32 protein-coding genes are annotated in these 24,156 nt (G+C 65.3%); 3 read left to right on the top strand and 29 right to left on the bottom strand.

Going from position 1 to position 24,156, the window contains the following annotated elements:
- Nucleotides 1–143: 143 nt before the first annotated feature.
- Genes HWX62_RS31615 through HWX62_RS31600 form a run of 4 tightly spaced genes read right to left on the bottom strand, consistent with a single transcriptional unit; the run spans nt 144 to nt 3,094 of the window.
- Nucleotides 144–806 carry a DUF2612 domain-containing protein gene (locus HWX62_RS31615; RefSeq protein ID WP_175932494.1) on the bottom strand — a complete coding sequence of 221 codons (663 nt, stop codon included), beginning with the start codon at nt 804–806 and terminating at the stop codon, nt 144–146.
- Nucleotides 806–1,987, bottom strand: coding sequence for a baseplate J/gp47 family protein (locus HWX62_RS31610; protein WP_175932493.1), 1,182 nt, complete (start codon nt 1,985–1,987; stop codon nt 806–808). The genes HWX62_RS31615 and HWX62_RS31610 overlap by 1 nt, the downstream gene beginning before the upstream one ends.
- Nucleotides 1,984–2,337, bottom strand: a complete 354-nt coding sequence (locus HWX62_RS31605; protein ID WP_060158564.1) for a hypothetical protein — start codon at nt 2,335–2,337, stop codon at nt 1,984–1,986. The genes HWX62_RS31610 and HWX62_RS31605 overlap by 4 nt, the downstream gene beginning before the upstream one ends.
- 7 nt (nt 2,338–2,344) lie before the next feature.
- Nucleotides 2,345–3,094, bottom strand: coding sequence for a Gp138 family membrane-puncturing spike protein (locus HWX62_RS31600; RefSeq protein WP_175932492.1), 750 nt, complete (start codon nt 3,092–3,094; stop codon nt 2,345–2,347).
- A 10-nt stretch (nt 3,095–3,104) separates the two neighbouring features.
- Between HWX62_RS31600 and HWX62_RS31595 the strand changes: the two genes are divergently transcribed.
- Nucleotides 3,105–3,650, top strand: a complete 546-nt coding sequence (locus tag HWX62_RS31595; RefSeq protein ID WP_175932491.1) for a hypothetical protein — start codon at nt 3,105–3,107, stop codon at nt 3,648–3,650.
- On the opposite strand, the gene HWX62_RS31590 is transcribed toward HWX62_RS31595, so the two are convergent.
- From HWX62_RS31590 to HWX62_RS31570, 5 genes are all read right to left on the bottom strand, one after another.
- Nucleotides 3,647–4,615, bottom strand: a complete 969-nt coding sequence (locus HWX62_RS31590; protein WP_175932490.1) for a hypothetical protein — start codon at nt 4,613–4,615, stop codon at nt 3,647–3,649. The genes HWX62_RS31595 and HWX62_RS31590 overlap by 4 nt on opposite strands.
- A complete protein-coding gene (locus tag HWX62_RS31585; protein ID WP_175932489.1) occupies nt 4,612–4,929 on the bottom strand; it encodes a hypothetical protein in 318 nt (105 codons plus the stop codon). Before HWX62_RS31585 ends, HWX62_RS31590 begins: the two co-directional genes overlap by 4 nt.
- A complete protein-coding gene (locus tag HWX62_RS31580) occupies nt 4,929–5,504 on the bottom strand; it encodes a phage baseplate protein (protein WP_175932488.1) in 576 nt (191 codons plus the stop codon). The genes HWX62_RS31585 and HWX62_RS31580 overlap by 1 nt, the downstream gene beginning before the upstream one ends.
- Nucleotides 5,501–7,684 carry a mannosyl-glycoprotein endo-beta-N-acetylglucosamidase gene (locus HWX62_RS31575; RefSeq protein ID WP_175932487.1) on the bottom strand — a complete coding sequence of 728 codons (2,184 nt, stop codon included), beginning with the start codon at nt 7,682–7,684 and terminating at the stop codon, nt 5,501–5,503. Before HWX62_RS31575 ends, HWX62_RS31580 begins: the two co-directional genes overlap by 4 nt.
- 183 nt (nt 7,685–7,867) lie before the next feature.
- Nucleotides 7,868–8,428 carry a phage tail assembly chaperone gene (locus HWX62_RS31570; RefSeq protein WP_175932486.1) on the bottom strand — a complete coding sequence of 187 codons (561 nt, stop codon included), beginning with the start codon at nt 8,426–8,428 and terminating at the stop codon, nt 7,868–7,870.
- A 2-nt stretch (nt 8,429–8,430) separates the two neighbouring features.
- Between HWX62_RS31570 and HWX62_RS31565 the strand changes: the two genes are divergently transcribed.
- Nucleotides 8,431–9,060, top strand: a complete 630-nt coding sequence (locus HWX62_RS31565) for an HNH endonuclease (protein ID WP_208458656.1) — start codon at nt 8,431–8,433, stop codon at nt 9,058–9,060.
- On the opposite strand, the gene HWX62_RS31560 is transcribed toward HWX62_RS31565, so the two are convergent.
- From HWX62_RS31560 to HWX62_RS31485, 16 genes are all read right to left on the bottom strand, one after another.
- The gene (locus tag HWX62_RS31560; RefSeq protein WP_175932484.1) at nt 9,057–9,497 is read right to left on the bottom strand and encodes a phage protein; all 441 of its coding nucleotides are present in this window, start codon (nt 9,495–9,497) and stop codon (nt 9,057–9,059) included. The two genes, HWX62_RS31565 and HWX62_RS31560, sit on opposite strands and share 4 nt — an antisense overlap.
- A gap of 15 nt (nt 9,498–9,512) precedes the next feature.
- Entirely contained in the window at nt 9,513–10,988 is a 1,476-nt protein-coding gene (locus HWX62_RS31555) for a DUF3383 domain-containing protein (protein WP_175932483.1), read from the bottom strand.
- A gap of 9 nt (nt 10,989–10,997) precedes the next feature.
- On the bottom strand, nt 10,998–11,588 hold the full coding sequence (locus HWX62_RS31550; protein WP_175932482.1) for a hypothetical protein: 591 nt from the start codon (nt 11,586–11,588) through the stop codon (nt 10,998–11,000).
- Between the two features lie 4 nt (nt 11,589–11,592).
- Complete coding sequence (locus HWX62_RS31545; protein WP_175932481.1) at nt 11,593–11,964, bottom strand: hypothetical protein; 372 nt, start codon at nt 11,962–11,964, stop codon at nt 11,593–11,595.
- A gap of 61 nt (nt 11,965–12,025) precedes the next feature.
- On the bottom strand, nt 12,026–12,508 hold the full coding sequence (locus HWX62_RS31540; RefSeq protein ID WP_175932480.1) for a hypothetical protein: 483 nt from the start codon (nt 12,506–12,508) through the stop codon (nt 12,026–12,028).
- Nucleotides 12,509–12,537: 29 nt separating this feature from the next.
- Nucleotides 12,538–12,918, bottom strand: a complete 381-nt coding sequence (locus tag HWX62_RS31535) for a DUF4054 domain-containing protein (protein WP_175932479.1) — start codon at nt 12,916–12,918, stop codon at nt 12,538–12,540.
- 63 nt (nt 12,919–12,981) lie between these two features.
- Nucleotides 12,982–13,458 carry a hypothetical protein gene (locus tag HWX62_RS31530; RefSeq protein WP_175932478.1) on the bottom strand — a complete coding sequence of 159 codons (477 nt, stop codon included), beginning with the start codon at nt 13,456–13,458 and terminating at the stop codon, nt 12,982–12,984.
- 1 nt (nt 13,459) lies between these two features.
- Nucleotides 13,460–14,551 carry a DUF2184 domain-containing protein gene (locus HWX62_RS31525; protein ID WP_175932477.1) on the bottom strand — a complete coding sequence of 364 codons (1,092 nt, stop codon included), beginning with the start codon at nt 14,549–14,551 and terminating at the stop codon, nt 13,460–13,462.
- A gap of 69 nt (nt 14,552–14,620) precedes the next feature.
- On the bottom strand, nt 14,621–15,127 hold the full coding sequence (locus tag HWX62_RS31520; protein WP_059584227.1) for a hypothetical protein: 507 nt from the start codon (nt 15,125–15,127) through the stop codon (nt 14,621–14,623).
- 9 nt (nt 15,128–15,136) lie between these two features.
- The gene (locus HWX62_RS31515; protein ID WP_175932476.1) at nt 15,137–16,591 is read right to left on the bottom strand and encodes a DUF2213 domain-containing protein; all 1,455 of its coding nucleotides are present in this window, start codon (nt 16,589–16,591) and stop codon (nt 15,137–15,139) included.
- Between the two features lie 171 nt (nt 16,592–16,762).
- Nucleotides 16,763–17,056, bottom strand: a complete 294-nt coding sequence (locus HWX62_RS31510) for a DUF6527 family protein (protein ID WP_124503269.1) — start codon at nt 17,054–17,056, stop codon at nt 16,763–16,765.
- A 1-nt stretch (nt 17,057) separates the two neighbouring features.
- Nucleotides 17,058–17,813 (bottom strand): phage minor head protein, encoded by a 756-nt coding sequence (locus HWX62_RS31505; protein ID WP_175932475.1) that lies wholly within the window; start codon nt 17,811–17,813, stop codon nt 17,058–17,060.
- Nucleotides 17,810–19,276, bottom strand: coding sequence for a DUF1073 domain-containing protein (locus tag HWX62_RS31500; RefSeq protein WP_175932474.1), 1,467 nt, complete (start codon nt 19,274–19,276; stop codon nt 17,810–17,812). The genes HWX62_RS31505 and HWX62_RS31500 overlap by 4 nt, the downstream gene beginning before the upstream one ends.
- A 20-nt stretch (nt 19,277–19,296) precedes the next feature.
- Nucleotides 19,297–20,850 (bottom strand): phage terminase large subunit, encoded by a 1,554-nt coding sequence (gene terL / locus HWX62_RS31495; RefSeq protein WP_175932473.1) that lies wholly within the window; start codon nt 20,848–20,850, stop codon nt 19,297–19,299.
- Nucleotides 20,801–21,280, bottom strand: a complete 480-nt coding sequence (locus HWX62_RS31490; protein WP_175878887.1) for a DUF2280 domain-containing protein — start codon at nt 21,278–21,280, stop codon at nt 20,801–20,803. Before HWX62_RS31490 ends, terL begins: the two co-directional genes overlap by 50 nt.
- An 18-nt stretch (nt 21,281–21,298) precedes the next feature.
- The gene (locus HWX62_RS31485; protein ID WP_244136125.1) at nt 21,299–21,862 is read right to left on the bottom strand and encodes a putative metallopeptidase; all 564 of its coding nucleotides are present in this window, start codon (nt 21,860–21,862) and stop codon (nt 21,299–21,301) included.
- A gap of 198 nt (nt 21,863–22,060) precedes the next feature.
- Between HWX62_RS31485 and HWX62_RS31480 the strand changes: the two genes are divergently transcribed.
- Nucleotides 22,061–22,312, top strand: a complete 252-nt coding sequence (locus HWX62_RS31480; protein WP_175932471.1) for a hypothetical protein — start codon at nt 22,061–22,063, stop codon at nt 22,310–22,312.
- A gap of 191 nt (nt 22,313–22,503) precedes the next feature.
- Here the strand turns inward: HWX62_RS31480 and HWX62_RS31475 are convergent, their stop codons facing one another.
- From HWX62_RS31475 to HWX62_RS31460, 4 genes are all read right to left on the bottom strand, one after another.
- Entirely contained in the window at nt 22,504–23,097 is a 594-nt protein-coding gene (locus HWX62_RS31475; protein WP_059898327.1) for a hypothetical protein, read from the bottom strand.
- Complete coding sequence (locus HWX62_RS31470; protein ID WP_244136124.1) at nt 23,094–23,330, bottom strand: hypothetical protein; 237 nt, start codon at nt 23,328–23,330, stop codon at nt 23,094–23,096. Before HWX62_RS31470 ends, HWX62_RS31475 begins: the two co-directional genes overlap by 4 nt.
- Before the next feature lie 101 nt (nt 23,331–23,431).
- A complete protein-coding gene (locus HWX62_RS31465) occupies nt 23,432–23,902 on the bottom strand; it encodes a RusA family crossover junction endodeoxyribonuclease (protein WP_175932469.1) in 471 nt (156 codons plus the stop codon).
- Nucleotides 23,899–24,153: a hypothetical protein gene (locus tag HWX62_RS31460; RefSeq protein WP_175932468.1), complete on the bottom strand. Its 255-nt coding sequence runs from the start codon at nt 24,151–24,153 to the stop codon at nt 23,899–23,901. The genes HWX62_RS31465 and HWX62_RS31460 overlap by 4 nt, the downstream gene beginning before the upstream one ends.
- Nucleotides 24,154–24,156: the final 3 nt, after the last annotated feature.

The raw sequence follows: 24,156 nt of genomic DNA, 5'->3' as shown, positions 1-24,156 counted from the left end.
CATCAAGGTCATCAAGCGTCGAGCTTACGGGTACCGCGACGACGAATACTTCTTCCTCAAGATTCGCGCCGCGTTCCCCGGTAATCCTCGATGAACCTAAAAAAAGCCACCCGAAGGTGGCTTGCAGACAATGCGATTCGCGGTTAAACGGGCCTGCTCCAGGCTCCGACGTCGAACCCGGCCACGAGCTGATTGCTCATGTCGAATCCGAACAGGGGGGATCCGTCGACGGTCGTGACGATCGTGTAATTGACCCGGACACCCTCGGGTTTCAGCGGGATGTATCCGCCGGAAAGCAACGCGAGGAACGTCGCCGGCGGGACCTTTCCCGCAATGCCGATCGTCATCGACATGTCCTGGTGGTCCTCGATGAACACGTGCGTGTCCGTGTCGAAGATGCTGTTCAGGATCGCAGCGCTCTGCTCGAGCGTCCCGTCCCAGTGGTTAGCGCCGATCTTCGCGCGGATGACGAGCCGGTACGTGTCGTCGTCGAGCACCGTGAGCCCGGTATCCGGATCGAACGGCCCCTTCCACGTGCCTTGGTCGAAGCCAAGGCCCGCGATGTCGAACGAGAAATAAATGCCCGTCAGCGGCGTGCGGATCTTTCGCGACACGCCGACCCACACGCCGATCGTATCGAGCTGGTCACCCGCTGCGACGTCCAAGTCGAATTTTCCGGGCATGCTCTCGATCAGGTTCATCTGGTCGACGAGCGGCTGCACCAGTGTCGACACCACCGCCATGAACCGCGGTTTGTCGCTGTGCTCGGATGTGATCAGCGCGGTGTATTCGGTCAGGTCAGCCATCAGGTCACCACCAGCGTCACGTTCGCTGGCGTGCACGACGCCGCCTCATTGAACAGCAGCGCGACATCCGGCGTGCCGGCGCCACGCGGCCCAGTGAGCGTCAGGCCAGACAGCTTGAACGTCACCCCACCGCCGACGCTGTTCGCCGCGGTCAGCGCGTCGCCCCATTCGACACTGCCGGATAGACCGCCGCCGATCTGCACGCCGTTGATGTAGTCCGACACAGCCTGCTGAATCTGCTGGCCCGCCTGGCTGGTGTAGCCGGTGAGCGCTTTGATCGTGACGGTGGCGCCAGTCGGCGCACCAACCGGCCGGAAGAAGTTGATCGTGATCGGTCGGCCGTAGATGTCCGTGACGACGATCGACGTCGTGCCGAACGTTCCAGCGCCTGGCGTCTTCTTCGCTGCGATCGCATTCGCGATCGCCGTCGCGTCGCCACCCTCGACGACGAGCGAAATCGAGTGCGACGGGATGCCGTTGGCGTCGGTCGCGTTCGTATCGTTTTCGTAGGCGACGTACCGCGTGACGCCGGGCACGTTCGCCACGGCGCCGATGATGCCGTCGAGCACGGTGAGCGACGGCAGCGCCGTCGACACCGTCTGCCGCTGACGCAGCGCTGCGTCGGATTCGACTGGCGCACCCTCGGCCGCATCCGCAGGATTCGTCACCGACTGCCAGCCGAGCGCCGGTGTCGCGATCTGGTTGATCGTGCCCGCGCGCGCGGATACGTCGCCGATGGTCGCGCACGTCGCCGTGACGGTGATCGTGCCGCTAGGCGGGATCGTCACCACGGCCGGCAGCATCCACTGCACACCGTTCGCGTCCTTCGCCGCGCCGCTCGTGATCGTCTTGCCAGCCTGCCCGACCAGTACCAGGTCGGCGCTCGAGTACGATGCGACCTTGCGCGCGATGCCGTTGATCTTGACGTTGCTCGACAGTGCGTCGCCCTGTGCCGTCGCGGGGCTGAACGATCGGTAGATCGTGATTGCCACCGAATTGACATCGCTGATCGCCTTCGCGAACACGCCGAGCAGTTGGCCGTCCTGGCTGTCCGGCTCCAGGTACGTGTCGGCGCCATAGATCGAGCGGAACTGATCCTGCAGATACGCGAACACGTCCGCGTACGTCGGCGCGGTGATGCCGTTCGCGTCGATGGTGGGTGCGAGGGTCGTGATAGTCACAATGTCGCCTGTACCGTGGTGGTGCCGTAGATGGTGTTGATCGTCGCGGTGACGGTCAGTACGCGCGTCTCTGGATCGGCCGTGCTTGAGTAGCTTGTGAGCTCAGTCACGCCCTGCGTGCCGAGGATGCACGTCCGAATCGCGGCGTCGTACTTGCCGCTCGTGTACTTGCCGAGCACGTCGGTCGCCCACGCCATGCCGGCCGTCGTATCCAGAAACCATTCGCCGCGCAACAGGCGCAGGCGCGTCAGCACGGCCTGCGCGACCGTCTCCGGCGTGTTCACGAGGAAGTCGGCCGCGCCCCCGCCGAAGACGTAGTCGCCGTCAGCGTCAAGTTTTCGGTATCGCATGGGAATCTCAGTTGACCGGGCCGGTGTTGCCGCCCTGCGCATCCGGGTGCGTATGCGTGTCGTCGACGCGCTTGCCGTTCGCCGTGATCTGGCCGATCACGTTGAGGATGCCGTTGAACACCGCGGCGGCACCGCTCGCCGCGCTGCCGACCATCCCACCGACGAACGTCAGCAGCCCGGTGATCGTCACGGCCGCCGAGAACGTCGACAGCGGCGCGACGACATCGAAGCCGCCCGGCGCGACGATCTTGACCTTCTGCAGCGTTGGGTTCAGGTCGATGTACGTCGCGCCGTCGTCGCTGCGCAGCTGCGTCGAACTGCCGCTGACGCCGGCGAGCGCGCGCGGCCGCGACCGAAAGCCGAGTAGCACGAATCCGTCCGACAGGTCGTGCATGCGCAGCTCCGCCTGCTCCTGCACGCCGCCCGACTGCCACCAGGCGTCGATGCAGCGCGAGGCGAACACGACGAGGCACTCGTCGCCGGGCGTGACCGGGAACGTCAACGTACAATTTCCGCCGGCGGGGAACTGGACCGGGCAGTCGACCAGCAGCGGCAGCGCGACGCTCTGGATCGTGCCATCGATGCCGCGCACCAGCGCCTTGATGGCCGGCTGGACGCTGCACGTCGGCGGTCGGTCGGCCGCGCTTTCGAACGACTGGATAATGCCGGGCATCGCTGTCCAGATGCCCGCGCGTACGCCGTCGAACGCTTCACGCAAGGCGACCTCCGGGTCGCCTACCCTTTCACGTCTATCCATGGACTTCGATATGAAACTGTTTGTTGCAGCCGTGCTGGCAATGACTGCCGGCTACGTTCAAGCCGCTGACGTTGAGGATTTGATCGCGAAGAATCGAGCGTTCGCGGCCGAACAGAACGAGGTGCCGAAATGGAAAATCGCTCAGGAGCAGGAAGACGCAGCTATCCGCGCGAGGTCATTTGATCGCTCAACCATTGGACAGTCGGCCTACGTATTCGCGAAAACCGTCGAAGACACGATCCCTCGCTCGGCAATGAGCTCGATCCTCTACAGAAACATGCCGTGTCGCCTACCTATCACCGATGCGCCCAACATGCGGGCGGCCGAATCGTTATATGGTCGAGCCCTCGTCGCCGCGTGCTGGGGAAAAGTGCTCAGCCCGGTCAATGATTCCGTTCTAATCGTCACGAAGTTCGGAAACAGTCGCCAAGATTCACTGATCAACTACGCAGAGGTGAAAATTCTCAACGACGGCTCAGGAAGGTTCGTGAAACGCGCGATCACTCCGGACGAATTCGGCAAAAGCATCTCGCAGTATCAGAAGGAACTGCGTTAGCCGAACCGCTTGATCACGTCGGCTGACGGAACCGCAGCTTTGTCCCTGAAGGAATCGGGCAGCACCGTCACGTCGGCCGCCAGGCAGGTCACTCTCGTGTACCACTCTTCACCGCGCGTATCGCCGCCCACCTCCGCGAGCATCACGTAGTAGAAACCGTCGTCCTGCAGCTTCGCCTGCATCTCGATCCGCTCGTTCTTGGCCTGCTGGCCGACGTTCAAGCTGTACTCGTACTGCTGGATGCTCGCGTTGTCCAGACAGATCAGCCGACCGATCTTCACGCTGGGGTTCAGCAACATCTTCACCTCGATGCCGTTCGCGGTCTGCTGCGGCAGCCCGACCATGCCGGTCGCGGAAGTGATCACCGGGATCTCGCCTGGCATATACGCCGTTTCCGGCACCAACACGACCTTCCCGTCCTGGATGCTCCAGACCGTCTGCGTGGTTCGCGCGGTCCATCGCATGAAGTCGCGCGCCATTCCGAACATCACCTTCCCGCGCGGCAGCGGGTTCGACGGTAGTTCGGGCAAGTATCCCTGCTGCACGCCATACGGGCTCATCGCAGTGCATGCTGCCGCTACGTGATCCGCGGGCGTCGACCCGGCCGATAGCGTCGTGTTGACCACGGCGAAGTTGTACGCCGAGTCGCCGTCCGCCGCGGTGATGTCGAGGAACGTATCGGTCTGGCTCTCGCGCCCGCGCCGCACCTGCTTGATCTGCCCGTCGAAGATAATCCCGTAGTTGCCCTCATAGCCGGCCTGCAGGACGACGCGCGTGAATTCCTTCTGCGCGCGCCGCGCCGTCGTCGCGGACACGTTGTAGACCCGGATCCGCGCCGAGTTCGGCGTCTGCAGGTCGCCCCGCTGTACGCGGAACACGATCCGCAGCTCGGACAGATCGAGCGAATCGCCGCTATCGAAGCCGATGACCAGCGATACCTTCCGGCCGAACTGCTGAACGCTCATTGATCCGTCACCCAGAAAACGTGCGATCCAATGCCGAGATCCTCGTACGTCGGAACGTCGTCCGGATCAGCGGCGCCCTGCACCCATAGCCGCCCTTGGAACCCCAGGTGCTTGTACTGGCCAAGCAGGTCGATGCCGGTCACCAGCGGGATGCCGGACACCAACGGGTTGTCCTGCGCGTCCGCGACGTCGAGCACCCACCCCGCGCCGCCGGCCTTGCGGTACTGGACGGTCAGACGGTAGTCGGTCCCGCTAAGCGTGACCGTGAAGCGCTCGGGGCGCGGCGAAAACGGAATCTCGAAGAAGCTCGGCATCACATACTCCCCGGCGGTACCGCGCCGCCCGGCGCTGGCGTCGCCGGCATGGCGGCCTTCGTACCACCGTTGCCGGTCTCGGCCGTCGATGCCGGGTCGGCCTGATTCTCGCGCGGCGGCAGTTTCGTCACCTGCGTCGACACGATGCGGATCTGCTTGAGCGTCGCCGTCAGGATCAGCGCGCTCGACGTCTTCTCGTCAGTGGTCAGCCGCAGCCCCTGCAGCAGCATGTTCTGGTAGGTCCGGCGGCTCGTCGTGACGTCGAACGGCGTGCGCGCCTGCTGCAGCGCGAGGAGCTGCGAATAGATCGCATTGACGTACTGCGCAGACGGCAAGCCGCCGCCGTCGAACGTCGCCTCCGCCGCACCGAGCAGCGCTTCATAGTCCGCGTTGCTCCAGCCGCACCGCATCGAGAGATCCGGCTGGCGCTTGAAAGCGTGATCGGTGATCTCCGCCCCTTGCTCAACCGGATGCTCGGTGATCGTCAGCTCATCGTTGTAGACCTCTTCGATCGCGACCTGCACCGTAATACTGCCGATCATCTTCGGCGAGATCATGATCATGTCGAGGATCATGCGATTACCCCCTGCAGGTTGCGCACCATATCGGCGTTCACCGCGCGCTGCTCGCGCTCGACCGCACGGCCGGCCGCCGAAGGATCACTAGCGCCAGTCACATGGATCTGCGTGGACTGGTGCAGCTCGACCTTCGCCGCGCCGCCGCGCGCTGCCGGTTGCGCGACCAGCGTGGCCGGCGGCTGGTAAGTCGCGCGAGTGTTCCGCAGCGCGGCCGCCATTTCAGCGGCCGTGATGCTCGCACGGTTGTTGCCTTTGCCAGCGTAGTAGCTGCGACCGGTATCCGGGTCTGCGACGCTCGCCCACTCGCGCGACGCCGCGCGCAGAGCGCCGCGCAGGTCGTCGCTACGCCCTTCGACGTAATCGGCGATCGCACGACGCTTGTTGCGCACGAGGTACTGCTCGAAGATCCGGTCCTGCAGCTTCCGGTCGAACATCTCGGACCCGTTCAGCTTCAACCCGCGTGCGGCCTCGGCCAGTGTGCTGCCGATGATCTGGTATCGGCCCGCCGCGTTGAACTGCCCGGCGCGCTGCGCCGCCATCACCTGCGCCAGCGTCATGCCCTCGAGGTTCTCGGTGCCGGCGCGGTAACCGCCGCGCGCGCCGCGGTTCACGCTGTTGTAATCGCCCTCGCCGCGCGCGATCAACTTGCCGAACGCGGTGTCCGCCAACTGGCCGAGACGGCCAGCCAGACCGCCGTCGTCGCGAACCGCAACCCTCTCGATCCGCGGTGCCGGCGACGGAGGTGCCACTGGCTGCTGTACCGGCTGCGGCCACATCGGCGGTTGAGCCTGCGGGAACCGTCTAGGCTGAGGTTGCGGTGTCGCATCTTGCGAATCTGAGATTCGCGCGGGAGGCTCCTGCGGACCTTCGGCGGGCTCTGTTGCAGCCGGCTCCGGTGTAACCAAGGGCGCCGGCATCCGGGACTGCTCGGCGCGCGGTGGCGTCAATTTCGCGCCGCCGCCGTCCTTCACGCTGTCGATTTCCTCCTGCGTGTAGCCGCCGGTCGCACCGAGGCCGCGCCGATCCTTTCCGGTCAGCACGTCCCAGAGCGAGCGGTACTTTCCGCCAGACAATTGCGTGATCAAGCCGTCGACCTTGTCGCGCAGTGCGTCGCCGATCTTCCAACCCGCAAACGCAGCTCCGACGGCGGTCACGGCCGTAGCGAGGCTGCCGAGCACGGAAAGCAATCCGCCACCCGCTGCGGATGCGGCAGTCGTGGCCGCGCCGGCCGCGCGCAGTGCCGCGACCATCTTCCAGATGCCGCCAGCGATGCGAAACACGCCGAGGGCATTCAGTGCTACACCAAGCAGCAAGATTTTCGTGGACCAGCCGTCCGTGCCCCGATCGAGCTCGACGAACTTTTCCGCAAGCCACGCCAGCGGTGGCCCCATCGCCGCGGCCGCTCTCACGACCGCGTTTGCGATTTCCGTGATCCGGTTCGCGATCTCGTCGCCGTGCTCGTCCATCCAACGCTGGAACCGCTCGAGCTGCGGCCCGATCTTCTGCAGCATCGCGCCCTCGACGCGAATGCCGAGGTTCTCGAACGACGTGCCGAGGCCACGCAACTGCGTCATGAAGCGGTGCGAGTCGTCGGCCGCCTTGTCCAGCCCGGTCGACTTCGACATCTCGCGGTATTGCGCCAGGAGCTTCTCGAAGTCCCCGTTGCGCATCGCGAGCATCAGGTTCTCGTCGATGCCGAGAATGTTGCCGTACTGGCTGGCAAGCCACGTCGGCTTGTTCGCGAGCGACTTCCCGAGGTCGGACATGATGTCGACCGTGTCGCGCAGCTCGCCGTTTGCGTTCCGCGTCTGCACGCCGAGCGTCGCGAGATAGCCCTCGCCCGCCGGGTTGTTGCGCAGGAAGCGCGCAAGGTTCTCAATCGTGCCCGTGGCCGCTTCGGCCGAGACGCCCATGTTGCGCGCGGCGAACTCGAAGCCGCGCAGATTGGTCGCCGACGCGCCGGTCCGCTGCGACACGAAGTACAGGCGTTCGAGCTTCGACGCGAATGCCGCGACGCCCGCGCTCACCGTGAGCGCGGCGCCGGACACCGTGGCGATCAACTGCTTGACGCCCTTGGTCGTGCCTTCGACGCCTTCCTTGAAGTTCTTCAGGCCCTTCTCGTCGACCTTGAAGCCGAGCGCGACCAGGAACTCGCGGATGACGACCGAATCAGCCATTTTATCTTTCCATCTTGCGGCGGTACGCCGCTTCGTTGTCCGCCCGGACGGCGAGGGAATCGTTCATGAGCGCAACGTCGGCCAGGCCGAGCGTTCCGTCGAGAAGCGACTCGTACCGGCACATCTGCGCATGTACCGGAGCGAGCAGCCAGTCCTCACCGCCGGGCAGCGTGCGAATCCAGCCTACGTCGCCGCCGGGCTGCTCGCTTGGCTGGTAAGCAGCCCGCTGATAAAAGGGCCGAGGTTCGCCACCACCACGCGCACAACGAGCGGCAGCATCACGTCGATGCCGATGTCGTCGAACATCGACGTCTTGTGAGCGGTATTCCAGACCTTCGCCCAGCCCGCCCCCTGCCAGCGCTCGACAACGGACAGGCACGTGCCGAAGACGTATTCGGCGTCCTCGTCCTTCAGACCGGCCAACGCATCTGCGAACGGCTGCAGCACCGGCGCGATCGCGTCGACCAGCGACAGGAGCTCGCGCGAGCGATCCGCCTCGGGTGCCGGCGGTGCGGTGTCCTGCGCTTCCGTGCCACCGGCTTCTTCGAGAGCCGCGAGCGCGGCGTTCGCGCGCGCCTGCTCGCGTGCTACGTCGGCCTGCTCGAGCTCGGCATAGAACTTCATCAGCACCGGGATCATCGGCGGGATGATCGGCGCGATGCGCCGAGATACGTGGAACTGCTGCATCGCGCTCAGCTTGCCGATCACGTATCGCGTGCCGTTGAGTTGAACTTCGGTCGTCATGATTGGCGACCCTCGACATTGACGTGCTCAGCGTCAAAATAGACAATGTCCTTGTTCATATATACCCTAGAAAAACAATGCGTGAATTGCCTATCGAATACCTGCGCGAGTGCCTCAATTACGATGCAGCCACTGGGATATTGACGTGGCGCACCCGTCCCGAATCCCACTTCAGCACCGCGGCTGTATGCCGGCGGTTCAACAGCCTGTACGCAGGCAAAGTCGCAGGCGGTCGTGTCGCGAACGGCTACTTGATGTTGCCGTTCAAGGATGAGAACGGGAAACGCGTTCTGTTCTATGCTCACCGAATCGCGTTTGCGCTACACCATGGCCGCTTCCCTGAAGCCGAGGTTGATCACGTTGACGGCGACCGCACCAACAACAAGGCCGCGAATCTCCGCGAGGCGACGCGCCTGAAGAACATGGCGAACTCGGTGTTCGACGTGGAAAACTCCCGCGGCGTCCGACAACTCGGACCCCATCGATGGCTTGCTCAGATGAGCCATCGAGGTGAGAACGTCTATCTCGGAACCTACGGAACGGAAGCGGAAGCCCATGCTGCCTTCTGCGGTGCCGCCATCTTCGCCCGCCGGGAGTTCGCCAAGCTCGATCACAAGCGCGAACGCGCCTAATACGTGCCTAAGATGTTGTCGATCTTGATCGAGTCGAAGACCCATTCGACGATGTCGCCGTCCTTCGCGTACTTCAGGTCCGGCGCCTTCTTGAACGCGCAGCTGCGCGCGGTCAGCACGTCACCGGCCGCCGTCTGCCGAACCTCGATCAGGTTCTTGCCCCACAGGCGGCTGTCGAGCGACTGCGCGTCGTACAGCGCCATCAACTTCGCGTTGATCGGCGCGGTCTTCAGGTAGCGCAGCGTGACCTGCCCGGACTTGTCGGCATGCAGACTGTGCATGCCTTCGCCGTCCGAGCCGATCGTCATCGTGTTCTTATCGCCCGCGCGCACGATCGTGATGCCTTCTTCCGCAGTCGCTTCGCCGTAGCCGAGCGAGAACGCACCGCCCGGGCCGACGATCGTCGCCGCGACGTCCTGAAAGCTGTAAGTCGTCATGTTGAGATGCCCCTGTTAGCGGTTGACGTTGACGAGGATGTCGACGCTGTGGATCGCACCGGCTTCCTTCGCCGCGACCTGGAACGTGACCGACTTGCGCGCCTCGCGATCGGCCTGCGACTGAGTCGCGATCGGCGGCGCATAGACGTAGTAGCCCTGGGCCAGCGTGTCGCCCTGATTCAGTGCGCCGAAGCCAGCCGAATTCCAGACCCCCGGTGCCAGATACCCGTTGTTCACTGCCGCCTCGCAGGACGACGAGATCGTCGCCGCGATCTGCGCGTTGCCGCCGTCGGTCTGCGGAATCTTCGTCGGGCTCTGGTACAACAGGTTGTAGACGTCCGTCTCGATGCGGTTGCGGAACCAGATCGCGTTGTAGACCGAGTCGGCGAACAGGCCGCTCGGCGTCACGCCGTATTGGATGATCGACGTATCGTTGCTGTAGTTGACGAATACATTGCAGTTCTTCGCCTGCAGCGTGTTCGCCTGCGTGCTGGTCAGCTGTTCAGCGGCGACGCTCGGCTCCTGCTTGAACATGAGCGTGATCGTCGTGTTGTTGCCGTTGAAGTTCACCGTCAGCAGTCGGCCGAGCAGCGACGACACCGCATACGGCGTCGCGCTCGAGTACTGCACGATGGTGTACTTCAGCTTCAGCGCCTGCAGCTTGCTCGCGATGTCGGTCGACACGGTCGAGTCCAGCACCTGCGGGTTCTGCGTCGTGATGCCATAGATGTGCCGCTGGTCGGCTTCGATGAGGTTCGCGACCGCGATGTGCTGCGCGTCGGTGATCGACGCGTCAGCGAAGTCGAGACCGAGGAACATGTTCGCGAAGCGATCGAGGAACACCGCCGCAGCGTCGACCGGCTGTTCCGGTGCAATGCCAGCCGCCGGCGTACCGGCGAGGCTGCTGGTCAAGCCCAGCATGGCGGATACGTCCGTGCCGCTGCCCGGTGCGGTCGCGTACCCGACGGTCGAGCTGGTGCCGGACGTGCTCGACGTCACTACGAATTGCGAGCCATTCCACGCGATCGTCGCGCCGGTCAGTTTCGCGTTGATCACCGTCGCGACCCCGTTCAGGTTCGTCTGCGCCGAGAAATCGAGCGCGGTGACCGTCTTCGCAGTGCCGTCGATCGTGATGTTGAAGGCGCCGGTCGTGATCGCCTTCCAGGCGGTCATATCCTGCTGCGCCGTCGACAGCAGGCCGCCACGCAGCGACCCGGACGTCGCAGTCTTCGCCCACCGGCCGATCATCAACTGCTGCGGCTGCGGCACCTGGTTGAAATACAGCGCGGCCGCGAAGTACTCCGGCGTGTTCGTGCCGAAGTCGGACGTCACCTCGTCGATGCCGCCGTACGAGCGCGCACGTTCGTTGGTATCGATGATGGCGGACGGGCCGAGAATCAGCCCGGTGTTCATGTTCGCGCCCTGCGCCGCGAGAGCGGCAAGGTTGATCGTCACGTGGATCAGACGCGACACCGGCAATCCGTTGGACATGCTGGTCCCCTACGAGTGGATGTTCGAAACACCGGCCACCGGCGTCGACGAGTCGGTCGTCGTCGCCACGGTGGCCGATTTGAGGTTGAGGACCGCGTAGGTCCGGGTGATCTTGCGGCGCAGCGTCACGGTCATGTCGTAGCGCCGCACCCACTGCTGGTTGACCAGGTCGGGCGCCGCGCGAATCGCACCGACGCGGACGAATGCCATGTCCTGAAGTTGGAGCTGCTCGCGGTTCTGCGGGATCGCGATGCCGTCAGCGAGCCGCTGCGCGTATCCCTTCGCGCGCGGCCCGTAAAACGTGCACATGACGTCGATGTCCTGGTGCCGGATGTACGTGTCGTGCCCCTCTCCGGTACCGTCATGCTGGATCGCGGGGCCTGCGTCCGGCTCCTGCTCCTGGACGCCGAACGCGCACCAGTCGATGGACGGCTCAGGCTGCTTCGGCACGGTCGGCTGCCAGCGCGGCCGAACAAGGTCGGGCGGCAGCGCCGTGACGCCAGCGATCAGGTCATGGACCAGATCGTCGAGATCGTCGTCCTCGGCCGGCGGCGCATCGACGGCTGGCGCCAGGTATCCGCCGGTCGAGCTGTCGTTCATGAGGTCATCCCGAAAGAGGTTTCAGGTCACACGTCGCACAGACGAAGCCGCGGCCGAAGTGCGAGTAGTCGTTCACGTTGACGACGGTGTAGGTGCGGCCCGCCCACACGACTTCGTCGGCGTCGTGGCCGGCGCTGCCGTCCATCAGGCGGAACATCGTGTGCAGCGTGATCGAGCCGATGATTCGGCTACCGTCCGCGTTGCGGTGCAGGATGTCCCCCTTGTCGCTCGTCACGACGGCGGCGAACGGCGTCGATACTGCGGTGTTCTGTGCGCGGCCGTGGCCGTCGATCGTCTGCGTCATGCGGTTGCAGATCAGGCCCGTGTCCATGAAATCCGGATCGAGCAGGACATCAGTTACGTCGAGGAAGGCCATAGCGAGCGCACCAACGAAAAAAGGCCGCGCATGGCGGCCCTCGCATCAGGGAGACTGAAAACTACTTCTTGCGGCGCACGACGTACGTCGTCGCGTTCCGATACTGGCTGGTGTCGACCAGCGTGTTCTCCCGCGTGACGCCGCGGCGCCGGCGCGCGGCCAGCGTCGAGTCGGCGAGTTTGGGAGCGATGTTGCTGTTGATCTTCGCGCGCACCGAGTTCACCGCAACCTGACCAGCGCGATTCAGGCTGCGATCGACCTTCTCAAGATCGCCGTCGAGAGCCGCCTCGACACCCTTCTGCAGGTGCGGCTCGAACTTCGGCCGCGCGTCCTGCACACCCGGCACCAAGTGCGGCCGCGCCGGGATGTTGTTCGCCGGCGAGCCGTTTTCCATGATGTAGCCGATCTCGGCGTTGCTGAGCGGCTCGCCCTCGTCCTTTCGGCCGGCGGTGCTGTCCGGCACACCGACCAGCACCTCCTTCTGTACCAGCCCGCTGATCGACTTCAGCACCTCGTCGAGGCGATCGATTTTCATACTGCCCATTGGATTTCTCCCGACGGGCAGCGGCGGCGCTACAGCTGAATGCCGCCCGAGCCCATCATCAGCGCGAGGCTGAGATAGCGAACGCCGTACATCGTGGCGTTCCAGAAGCCGCCATCCTTGATGGCGACAGCCGCGGTGTCGTAGCTCGCGCTCACCTTGTCGACGGCCTTCGACGACTGCGGCCCAGTGACCTGCCCGGGCACGCCGCCGACTGCGGCAGTCTTCTGGTCCTTCAGCGCGAGCGCGAGATGATGCGCCGTGACCAGCGCGATACCCAGATCGGTCAGCTCGCGCCACCGGTCAGCATTGACGAGCGACACCGCCACGGTCATCCAGAACTGGACGAGCGGATCCGGATACGTAGCTGCGTCGAACTCGGGGAACGATTGTCGGAACTGGGCGATATCCACGTGTCACCTTGCCAATGAGCGGATGCCCGGCGCGCGCCTTCACGGCGCGGCGCCGGGAGGCCATTATGCCTTCTTCCCACTGCTGGACTTCTGCGCCGCGCCGTCGGCTGCGCCATCCTTCGCAGCCGCCGCGGCGTCCTTCTGGGCTGCCTCGAAGGCCGCGACCCGCGCGGCGAGATCCTGCTCGCTCGCCGCGACCGCAGCTTCGCGCGTGTCGAGCGCGGCCGCGCGGTCGTCCAGCCCCTTGCCGAACGTATCGAGCTCGGTGCGCAGCTTTTCGAGGCGGTCCGACTTAGCCTGGAGATCAGCCTTCGCCGCGGCGAGCGCCGCAGCCTGATCGGTCGCGGCGCCTTGCGGGTCACCCACATCGCCGGATTTCTCCGGCAGCGGGCCCGTGTGCGCCTTCGCGTACCAGTGCTCGGCGATGAAGTCCTCGACCTCCTGCACACCGGCCTCGACGCGGCGGACGACCTCCTCGCCCTCGTGGAGCAGCCGGATCGTGAACGCCGTCACAACGTTGATCTTCGCCATCTTCGCCATGTCAGATCCCGTCCCGGTAAGCCGCCGTCGTGCCGTAACGCCACTCGACGCGGCCGATACGCGACCAGTAGGTCGTGATCTGGAACAGCGAGCGGTACTCGAGCGGCGTGCGTTGCAGGTCCGTCATCGGGAACTGGACGTACTTCTTGTCGCTGTTGTACGCGACCATCCGGTCGACGGTGTTGAGCTGCCCCTGGGTGCCGCCCGCGCCGGCGCCGATCAGCCACTTCAGCTCGAGGATTTCGAGCGGCGTGCCCTGCTGCGTGCAGATGTTGTTCTCGAGCAGGTACGTCAGGATCGACTTGCTGCCGGCCGTGCTGATCAGGCGCGACGCGATGCCACCGAGCGTTGCCGGCGGCAGCATCAGGCGGTTCGGCTTCACCTTCCAGCCGGACGCCTGCCACGCCGACGTCAGAATCTCGTTGACGTCCTTCAGGATTTCGTCCGGCGTCTTCGTGTTCCACTGCGGCGTACCGGCCGCGCCGTTCGCGACGTTCGAAACGCTCCCGACGGCGCCGGTCGAGTTCACCAGGCCGGTGAAGCTCATCTGCGGATCGCCGTAGTAGACGATCTGGTCGAGGTCCATGTTGCGCTTCATGTTCATCGCCTCGACCTTCTGCGAGTCGATGGGCATGCCGAGCGCTTGCGACTTGATCAGCTCGGGCACCGTGTACTTGACTTCGGCACCCCAGAGCAGCATCGGCTGTGCGGTCTTGCCGATGTCGACCGACGGGCCCGCGAGCGCGTTGCCCTCGTTCGAGATCCAGTTCAGGCCGTTCGGGTTGATACCGCCGCTCATCCCGAACGCCGAGTTCGTGAACGACGCGACTTCGTCGGCCGCCGACACGTCGCTGCGGATGTAGATGTCGCGCGACCAGGTGTACTCGACGAGCGGCTCGTTCAGCGTCTGGTCGAGGCGTTCGAGCTGCCCGACGAGGAATGCGCCGGTCGAGTCGATCGTCTGGCGATCGTACGTGTACTGCTGGTCCTGCGTACGCGCGCGGATCAGCCGGCGCGTCGCGTCCGCGACGGCCGCCGACATCGGGATCGAGGCCCCGGCCCGGCGCAGGTGCTTCAGTTCGGACATGTCCATGTAATGGCTCCAGAAATGCAAAAGCCCCGCGATTGCGGGGCTTCGGGTGAAGCGCTGTTCAGCGCCGGATCAGATGTTGACGGCGATTTCGACGATGCCGTATGCGTCGGCCGGGCCGGTGAAGTACCAGTTCGCCGGCATCGCAACGGTGTTCGTGCCGTCGGCCGCCGCTTCGAAACCACCGAGCGGCTTGCCGGCGGCCGCCGCCGCGACGCGCACGTACACCGTACCGTTCTTCGTGGCCGGCGCGGTGCCGCCGAGCGCGACGTTCTCGTAGCCGCGCTTCAGGATGTCGGTCACGCCGCTCGTCGGCGGCGTCGACGTCCCGAGCGGATCCGTGCCGTTGCCCTGGATCGGATACGCGCGCAGGTTCACGCCGTATACGAGCGCCGCCGTGTCGGCCGCGTTGTTGATCGGCTGGATCTTGCCGTTCACCATCTTCACGGGAACGCCGAACGCCGTCGGCGGTGCCGCCGGGTCGATCAGCTGCGTCTCGATCGTGGCGACTTCGGCGCGCTGGAGGTCACCGGCAAAGCCTGCCGGCATGCGATATTGATAAGCTTGCAACGAGGGCATGTCGGCTCCTTACTTGCGGACCTTCCAGAATTCCGCGTGGATTTCGTTGATGTCTTTCCGCTCGGTTTGAGTGGAATCGTTCGTCCGGCGCTGCGTCATACCGGAGTTCTTGCTGCGCACGAGCTCCGACGCGGCATTGAAGAACGCCGCGACGGAATCGCAGGTCATGCTGGCGACGTTCGCGCCGCCGACCACCGACTTCACCAGTTCGGCGTTCTCGTTGTCCATCGCGGCGCGCAGCGCGCGGCGGCGCAGCACGCAGATGGCGTCGACCGTCTTCTTGCGGACCGCCTTCGCATCGAACGTCGGCAGCCGCACGCCCGGCGCGAGGATCTCGGCGCGCGAGAGCGCGTCCTGAAACTGGTCGCGCAGCGCGGAGCTGTCGCCCGTGCGCGCGCCGGGCTTGTCGTCGCCGCCTTCGCCGGCACCGTCGTTGTCCGTCGTGCTGGTGCCGTCCAGATCGTCGTCATCGCCGTCGCCGGTCGGCGTGCCGCCGCCTTCGAGCTTCGTCACGCGATCGGCCAGCGCATCGATCTTGCCGTTGGTGGCTTGGATCGCGTCGAGCACCTGCTTCAGCGGATCGCCTTCGCCACCGCCCGCGCCATCGTCGCCAGTCGCGGAGACACCCGCCTTCGGATCGGTGCCGGTGCCGGGCATGTGGATGTGAATCTGGGGTTGGCCGTCGCCACCCTCGCCACCTTCGTCGCCGGTCATCTCGCTCGCGACCTTCTCGAACGCTTCGGAATCGCGCGTCATGAACGCCTTGCGCAACGCGTCGACGAACTTGGAGCCTTTCTTGGTTGCCATGCTTGCATCTCCTGTCGGGAGTAGGTTGGAACTGCTATCCCCGATCGAACACACGGGGCCACAGCGGGCGCTTTTCACGAGGGCGACGTGGTTGCCCACGATCACCACCTGTCGCGCCCGCCCAGGCGCAATCTGTTCGTAGTCGGCGTCGTAGCCATTGCTGACCTGCGTGAGCGCGTCCGCGCCCTTGCTCTGGACGCGACGGATCGCTTCGGCGTCGGTGATCAACAGGTCGGCGAGCATCAGCTCGGCCTGGTCGCCTTCGCCTTGCCGCACGTTGCGGACCGTGCCGCGCGCCACCGACATGTAGTTAGCCGGCGTCACGAAATCCGGCGGATGGTCGATCGTGATCGGCTTGCCTTCGAAGCTGGCAAGCGTCTCGGGGGCAAACAGCACCTCCGCGGTGCGCTCGGCGACGATGACGCCGTCCTTTGCCTCGATCTCGGGCAGCTCGAAATAGGCGTAGTCCTGCGCGCCGACGCGCGCGATCGGCACGGCCTCGCAGAGCAGGAAGCCTTCCGGCGTGATCGACTGCCGCTCGCCGAGCTGCTCGGTCGCGTACACGCCCGACGCGGTGATGCCGTCGCGGGTATGCGCGCGGGCGCGCGGCGCATGCGAGCCGCACGTGCACGCGTGGTCTGTGGTGAAAATGCGCATATCAGTCTTCGATGCTGGTTCGGACGCCGCGCGCGATGACGCCACGGACTCGCTCGTAATCGGGCTCGGTGCGTGTGATCCGGCACCAGACGGCTAGGGATCGCACGTACAGCGGCAACCACCATGCGGTGCGCACTCGCACGCGCAACGTCGTTCGATGTGTCGTCACGTTCAGTCCACCCAATCCGGAATCTCGACCGTCTGCCCGGCGAGCTCGTGTGTGCAGTCGCCGCAGAACTGGATCCGGCCATCCGTGATGAATGAATGGCAGACGTTCTGGCGGTCGCCGGGGCCGGGCCACGACACGAGGATCGACGGCGACAACGTCGGGGCATCGACGCTGCCGTTCCAATTCCATCGCGCCGGGTTCGGGGAATCGCAACCATGCGGATAGACGACGTGCAGCTCACCACACGGGCACTCGAACAGCAGTGATCCGCTGCTGTCGCGTTTCATCTTCGCCATATCACCCCTTCGGAAGCACGACTTCCGCCCAGCACCGGCAGTTGTAGATGCAGCCCGGATGCGCTCGCGCACCCGACCGCTTGTCCGCGATCGGCGGCTTGTCCCAGGTGAAAAACTTGCCTTCGAGCTCGCGATGGTCCTCGCGCACGTCCGAGTCACCCGACGTCCGCCAGAAGTAGCCGGGGCTGCCGACGTCGAGCGCGCGCGCCTCGGTGAGGGTCGCGGCCGTACGACTGACCTCGGTTCTCGCGATCGTGTCGGCCCGGCTTTTCGCGACCTGCCCTGACTCCTGAATCGCCTTCGAGATCTGCGCGGCGCGCGTGCTGTCGACGATTCCTTCCAGCGTGAGCCGGTGCACGCGCTCGGCTGCGTCGAGCGGGATCGACTTGATCAGCCGCACCTGCTCGGACAAGAGCGCACGCATCGTCTCGCCGGTGGCCGCCCCGCGGATCTCGTCGCGCAGCGCGCGCGACATGTCCGCGGCCTGCTTCATCCACATCTGCTCGTCGCGCCGATTCAGGTCGGCGATCATGCGCGCTGCGGTCGCCTCGGCCCACGGCGCGAGCGCCTCGGTGTACCGCCGCAACAGTTCCTCGATCGTCGGCGCATACGACGCGTCATCGGCCGGAAAGCCGTTCACGAGCACGCCGACCTGATGGGCGATCTTTCGCAACTGGCTGCCGTACTGCCGCTCGGCACCGCTCAGCCGAACCGGGTTCTTGCGCCGGTCGCGCTTTCGATCGAGGGTGAGGATCATCGACGTCGGAAAAGCCTGCGAAGCAGAGAATCGTTCGTGCGCGCGGCCGCGCCCGGCGCCGGTCCGAGCGGAAGCGCCGGATCAATTCCCGGCGGGTCTTCGCCCTCTTCATCGCGCTCGGCCTGCTTGATCGCTTCGTCGGGGATGTCGCCGAACATGCCGGTGTCGGGCGCCGACGCCTTCAGTTCGCGCATGCCCTGGCTGCGCGGAATCAGGTCGGCGTCGACGGCCTTCGTCACCGAGTCGACCGTCTTGTTGCCGATCTCCGCCTTCTCGGCGGCCGACATCTCCTGCAGCGGGTTGAACTCGTACGAGAAGTCCTCGGGCAGCGGGTGCCCGATTTCCGACCGGCACATCACGTCAAGCAGCCCGTGCAGCGGGTTGCGCAGCCGACGCTCCTGCCGCGTGTGCACCTTCTCGTGATACAGCAGGCGCGACCCTTCGCCGGTGTCGCTCAGGCCGGCCGGCTGCTGGCCGAACAGGCGATCGAGCGGAATGCCCGTCGCGCCGCTGAGCTGCATCGCGAACTGCAGCATGACGTCGGACAGCCCGCTGAACGCGTACTGGTGCGTCTCGAACTTGTCGGTCGCGTCGATGAGGGTGATGCCCTCGTTCGACTGCCCAAGCCGGATCATCTCGACCTGCTTCAACAGACCGTTGAGCGCCGGGCCGCCGCCCGCGATGATCTCGCGCAGCTTCTCGACGCTCAGCGTGCGCAGGTGCGCCTTGTAGACGAGCTGGCCGGCGCCGACCGTCGCGCTGTCGAACGCGATCAGCCGGTCCCACATCGGCTCGAGAATCGACAGTCCCCAGCCGTTTTCGCTGATGCGCTGGTAGTACGGCAGTGCCTCACCGTCCATTCGCAGCACGCGCGAGTGGTGAATGCGCCCCTGCGGCAAGCCGATCGTCGACGGCAGCACGTCGTAGTACTTCGGCATGCCGAGATCGGGGCCGAACTCGGTAACGACCTCGCCGACCGGTGGCGCAACCATCCAGCGGTCGAGCACGAGCAGGCCCTTGAACTGGCCTTTCCCGATCGTCTCGCGCCGCAGCGGCTGCGACATGTCCTGGCCGTCGATCAGCATCACTGCGATCGCGCCGCCGTACAGCTGTGCCCACTTGCCGGTATCGCAGAGCTGGTCCCAGATCGCCTTGCGCGTCAGCGCCGTCTCCATCTTGGACACGTCGGTCGGATCGAGCCCGGACATCTCGATGCCCTTGCGGGTCATGTCCTCCGGGATCGCGTCCACCGCAGCGCGCACGATCCACGAACCGCGGTAGGCGGCTTCCAGCCAGACGCGGTTGCGGCTCTGGTACGACAGCGTGTACTGCGCCGCCGACGCCTGGTTGTCGGCCCCCCATCCGAGCCGCGCTTCGAAGTTGGCGAACGAGTCGACCGTGCGATGGGCGTGCGTCGCCACCGGCGCGCGCGGCGGCCGGGTCTGTTGCTTCCGTTTCGACATTCCGGGAAATCCTGTCGTGCTCAACCGGCAAGCCGCTCCCAGACCGACAGGTCCTTCGCGCCTCCCAGCATGTCGTTGATTGCGTCGACCATCGGATCGATCTGGTCGTCGTGCATGTGCGTGTCGTCAGCTGTGAACGAGTCGCACTCGGTCAAGAAGTCGCTGACCCACGGGGCATCCAGCGGAACGCCGACGTTGCCGGCGTCGATGTGGCTGACGACGTCCATCACGCGCGTCAGCTTGTCCTTCACGCGCTCGATGCCCTCGATAGGGATGCCGCCTTCGGCCTGAATGTCCTGAATCAGGCCGGTACCGCTGGACTTGTCCTCGACCTTCATCTGCCGCAGCACCGGCGCGCCAGGGTCGTCGGCGCCGATGGCCGCGTGCTTGTTCCAGAAGTCGATCGCGCGGCGCTTCAGCTCGGGCGCCTTCCACTTCCCGCGCACCAGGTCGATCAGGTACACACGGTTGTCGTACCCGAGGCCCCAGCACTCGAACACGCTGTAGTCGTTCCGCTCGGCGGTCTTCTGCGCCGTGTCGGCGAAGATCTTCCGGTATTGCAGCTGCGGCAGCGCGCCGTAGCGCAGGAACTTGCCGCTCTGGATGATCCCGCCGCCCAGCGGCGACGGCCGCTGCATGTATTGGCCGTTGAAGACGTACGCGTCGGCCTTCTCGGACGCGAGCAGCTCCTGCAGCGGTTCCTTGTACGGCCAGTAGCTGTACCGGCCGTCCGCGTCCCGCTCGTCGCACTCGACGCGCTCGCGGATGTGCGCCGGCAACTTCGCGACGTACTCGTCCGTGATCAGCGCGGGGATCTCGATGAACTCCCACTCGCCGGGCAGCTTGCGCGCCTTGATGAAGCCCGTCGGATCTTCCTCCGCGAGCCGCTGCATGATCACGATGATCGGCGTGTCCGGATTCGCCTTCCGGCTCTTCACGGTCGACAGCAGCTTTCGGTTCGCCTTGTCGCGCGCGGTCTTGCTGTACGCGTCTTCAACCTTCAGCGGGTCGTCGATGATGATCGCGCCCTGCCAACCCTCGGTCATGTGCCCGGCGCGGAAGCCGGTAATCTGGCCGCCGAGCGAAACCGCGTACACGCCGCCGGCCTTTCGGCCGTCGATCATCACGTTCCAGCGCTTCTTCGACTTCGCATCGTCGGCGATCGCGAGCGGCCAGAGCGCCTGATACTCGCCAGAGGCGACGATGTCGCGCGCCGTCTCGCTGTTCAACAGCGCGAGATCGTCCGAGTAGCTGATGTGCAGGAACCGAGCGCGCGGGTTCAGCGCGAGGCCGCGAGCGATCAGGTTGATCGCGACCAGCTCGGTCTTCGACGAGCCCGGCGGCACGTTGATGACGACGTTCTTTAGCGTGCCGTCGATCACGCGCTGCACCGTGTCCGCGATCAGCACGTGGTGCCAGTTGACGCGGAACTTGATCGCCTGCCGGTGCTTGAAGAAGTACCGGCTGAAGAACAGGTGATCCCGCTCGCACTTCGCCTTCAGGACGGCCCGCTCGATGGCGGGGTCAATACTCGTCTTCGAGTTTGGCGACGGCGGCTGCGACCTGGCTTTCATCGACGACGACCGTCCTGTTCTCGATCGGGCCGCCGTTCTCCCCAGTGTGTTCGAGGCGGCGCCGGTTCGTGTAGGCGTCGCCGGATTCCTTCGCAGCCTGTTCGAGCAGCTGCGCCATCAGCGGCAGATTGTTGCGTCGCTCCGCTTCCGCGACGGCACGGTCGAGCGCGCGCAGGCGCACGGCGCGGTGCGACACGCCGATGCGCGACGTGTCGTTGAGGAACTCCTCGCGCGTGCGCTCGAAGATCTCGCGATACTTCTTGCTGAGCGTCGCGCCGGCGCGCTTCGTCGGGTCGTAACGCTCGCATTGCTGCGGCGACACCTCCACGCCGAACTCCTCGCGAACGGCCTTCGCGGTGCGCGAGATCGTGTCGAAGCACGCCAGCGACTGCACGATGAACACCTTGATCGCGTCGGGAAGTGCTGCCATAGCGGGAAAACGTTCGGGTTATGCAGCCCGCAGGATGCAGGTGCCGCAGGCGCGCGCGATGTCGACGTGGCCGACCTCGGGCGAGCGCTGGGCCGCGGCGACGAGCTTCGCCGTGTCGCCCGCGCCGCCGGCCACGCCGTAACGCCGGACGATGCCGACGAATTCCTCGACGTCGTGCCCGCGGATGCCGAGCTTCGGCATGCCGTCCTTCGTGAAGGCCGGCGCGCCGAACTCATCGAGGCGCTGGCCGATGTGATACAGCTCGTGTTCGACGAGCGCGCACCACTGCAGATCGTTGCACTCGCGCGCGTAGTGCGCATCGAGCGTGATCAGGAACGCCGGCACGCGGCCGAACCATTCGAGGTATTGCTGTTCCTGCCGGGCGCGCTGCCAGCCGCCGGCGCGGATCGTCACCTCTTCGCACTGGCCGACGACGCGGCGCATCTGGCGCACGTTCTCGACGGCAGCCCAGAGGTAAGCGACGTCGGCGCCGATCAGGTGCTCGTGGTCAGGGTTGTGCAGCGGCGCGCCGTCGCGCAGGAGCGTCTCGTTCACCCACTCGGCGACGCCGTCGGCCGGCATGATGTGTCGGATCCAGTTCGAGTCGTCGAAGAGAGCGTCAGGTGGGACGGGCCGGGACACAACTCCAGACTTCCCGCCCTTCTTGAAAATCTCATCCTTCATCGAGACCGGCTCTTGAAAGAATCAAATGCGCCCCCATTTTTTAAAATGGGTACCGGCCTGTGCCCAATTTTCAACCACATCGCAGACGAGGTAAAAATGAGCAACAACGAAAAAAGCCCTGAAGAGCAGTTCAATATCGGCGTCAAGATCGCCGACACTGCGATTCTGTCGGTACTGGTTAGCGCCGTCGCTGGACTGGATCAGGAGAAGATCGACCAATTTCAACGTTCGGTTCACAACTCGCTTCGCGGCGCCTACGCTGATACGAGCGCCTCGCAAACGACTATCGACGCAATCAAAAGCCGCGTGGATGGCGTCGTAAGCTTGGCGAAGCAAATCACCGGCTAACCGCGACTTCAGCGCAGGCGAGCAAAATCGACAGAGCCCGCGTTCGCGGGCTCTCTTTTTGAGATTGTCAGCAGGTCGCGACTGAGACGCCCCCGAAAACGAAAAAGCCCGCTTTCGCGGGCCTCTTTGCTTCGGACGCACGTATGACGTGTATCGAATATGGCGGATTATTGTGTGCCAAACACACATTGTCAAGCGGTCGATCGTTCCTGCAGCAATCCGAGCTCGCTGAACCGCCGTTCGATCACCGACCATGCGAGCCCCTCGACGCCCGCCTCGCCGGCCTTCTTGTCGCCCTCGATCCACTTCCGTACCGCGGAGTTGTGCTTGCTGACGGTGTTCACGTGCGCCTCGCAGTCGTGCGCGATGTCGACCAGGTCGCACTTCACCCCGAACAGACGTTCGATGATCGCGCGCCGCACGCGGTAGTGCGAAAAGCCCGAACAGTAGGCTGCCGACGCGCGAATGAGCCAGCCGACCGCCGCCTGCCACTCGAGGTTCGGCGTCCGACCGCTGCAGCACGCCGCGCCGCAGGAGCACGGCAGGTCGTGTGGCGCGGCGCGCGCGACGAGCACGGACAGGTGCAGATCGGGCAGTTCCCACAGGTGCCGGCGAATCTCTCCGGCCTGCCCCGCTCCGTCGAGTCCGACCAGCCCCATGCCGGTGCCGATCGACTCGCCGCGCAGCCGCTTCGCCATCATCGTCTCGCCGTACTGCTGCGACGAGTAGCAGAGCGCGAAGCGCACGGCGTCGAACGCCGATTTGAACTCGACGACATCGCTCATCGCACACCCCGCGTCATCATCGCCAGCGCCTGGCGCGTGTTGAGCTCGGCCATGTAACCCGTCAGGTTGCTCGTGAAGTCCGGCCGGATGCGCGTGTCGACGTGCGTGCCCGGCGAGCGGCTCGTGCCCGCGAGTGAGTACATGCGGCCGCGGCTCTCCGAGTGGCAGTCGAGCCGCGCGAGCGCGACGTCGAGCGACAGCAGCTGCCGCACGGACGAAACGGGATGCTTCAAGCGGCGTGCTAGGTCGTGCGCCGAATACCGGACGCCAGGCTTCATCTTCCCGATCATCTCGTTGATTGTGAGTTTGCATTTTGCTTTCAAGGCCCCGCTCCTTATGCTGACTTCAAATTCAACTCGATCGCCTCAATCCGCACGCCCGGCGTGCGCGCGTAGCGCTTCGACACCCAGAGGTCGACGACCTGGCCGTCGTCGACGTACACCACTCCGTTCATGCCGTCCTTCAACGCCTTGACAACGTTGTCGGCGTCGGGCTTCTTCGTCGCGCCGATGGCGCCGGCCGCGGCCGCGTCCTGCCGCTTCATCGACCAGCTCGCCGGAATCGGCAGGCCGATGTGCACGATCAGGCGGATCGGGCCGGCGTACGGCGACGCACTGCGCATCGCCGCGCGCGCGGCCATCTTCACGAGGTTTTCGTAGCGCTCGGATTCCTCGGGCGTGTGCGTGCGCACGATGCCGTTGCGGCGAGAGAAACGCGGCCGCCCTTTCGCGACCGGTTTGCCCGGGACAACGAACTCGACACGCTGCGCGATCGGCGACGCCGTGATGAGCGATTGCTGCGTCATGCCCGCCACCCTTGCCAGTGCCAGGGACGAACCGAAGCCTGAGAAGCCTGCCGGCGGAGAGCAGCGGCCGCGCGCGGGCTCATGACGATCGTGCGGCCTTCGACGATGTACGACACGTCGGAAGTGCCGAAGAACTCGCGCATCCATCGGTTCAAGTCGCTCACGAACTCGGCGGGCATCAGCTCGGCGAATCGCGGCGAAACGGTCATGCGCGGCACGTCAGCGCACAGCGGCGACTCGATCACATCCATTCC

Source organism: Burkholderia sp. BCC0506, from assembly GCF_902833145.1.
Taxonomy (GTDB): domain Bacteria; phylum Pseudomonadota; class Gammaproteobacteria; order Burkholderiales; family Burkholderiaceae; genus Burkholderia.
The sequence above is the reverse complement of the archived record's forward strand: the minus strand, read 5'-3'. Positions and strand labels throughout refer to the sequence as shown.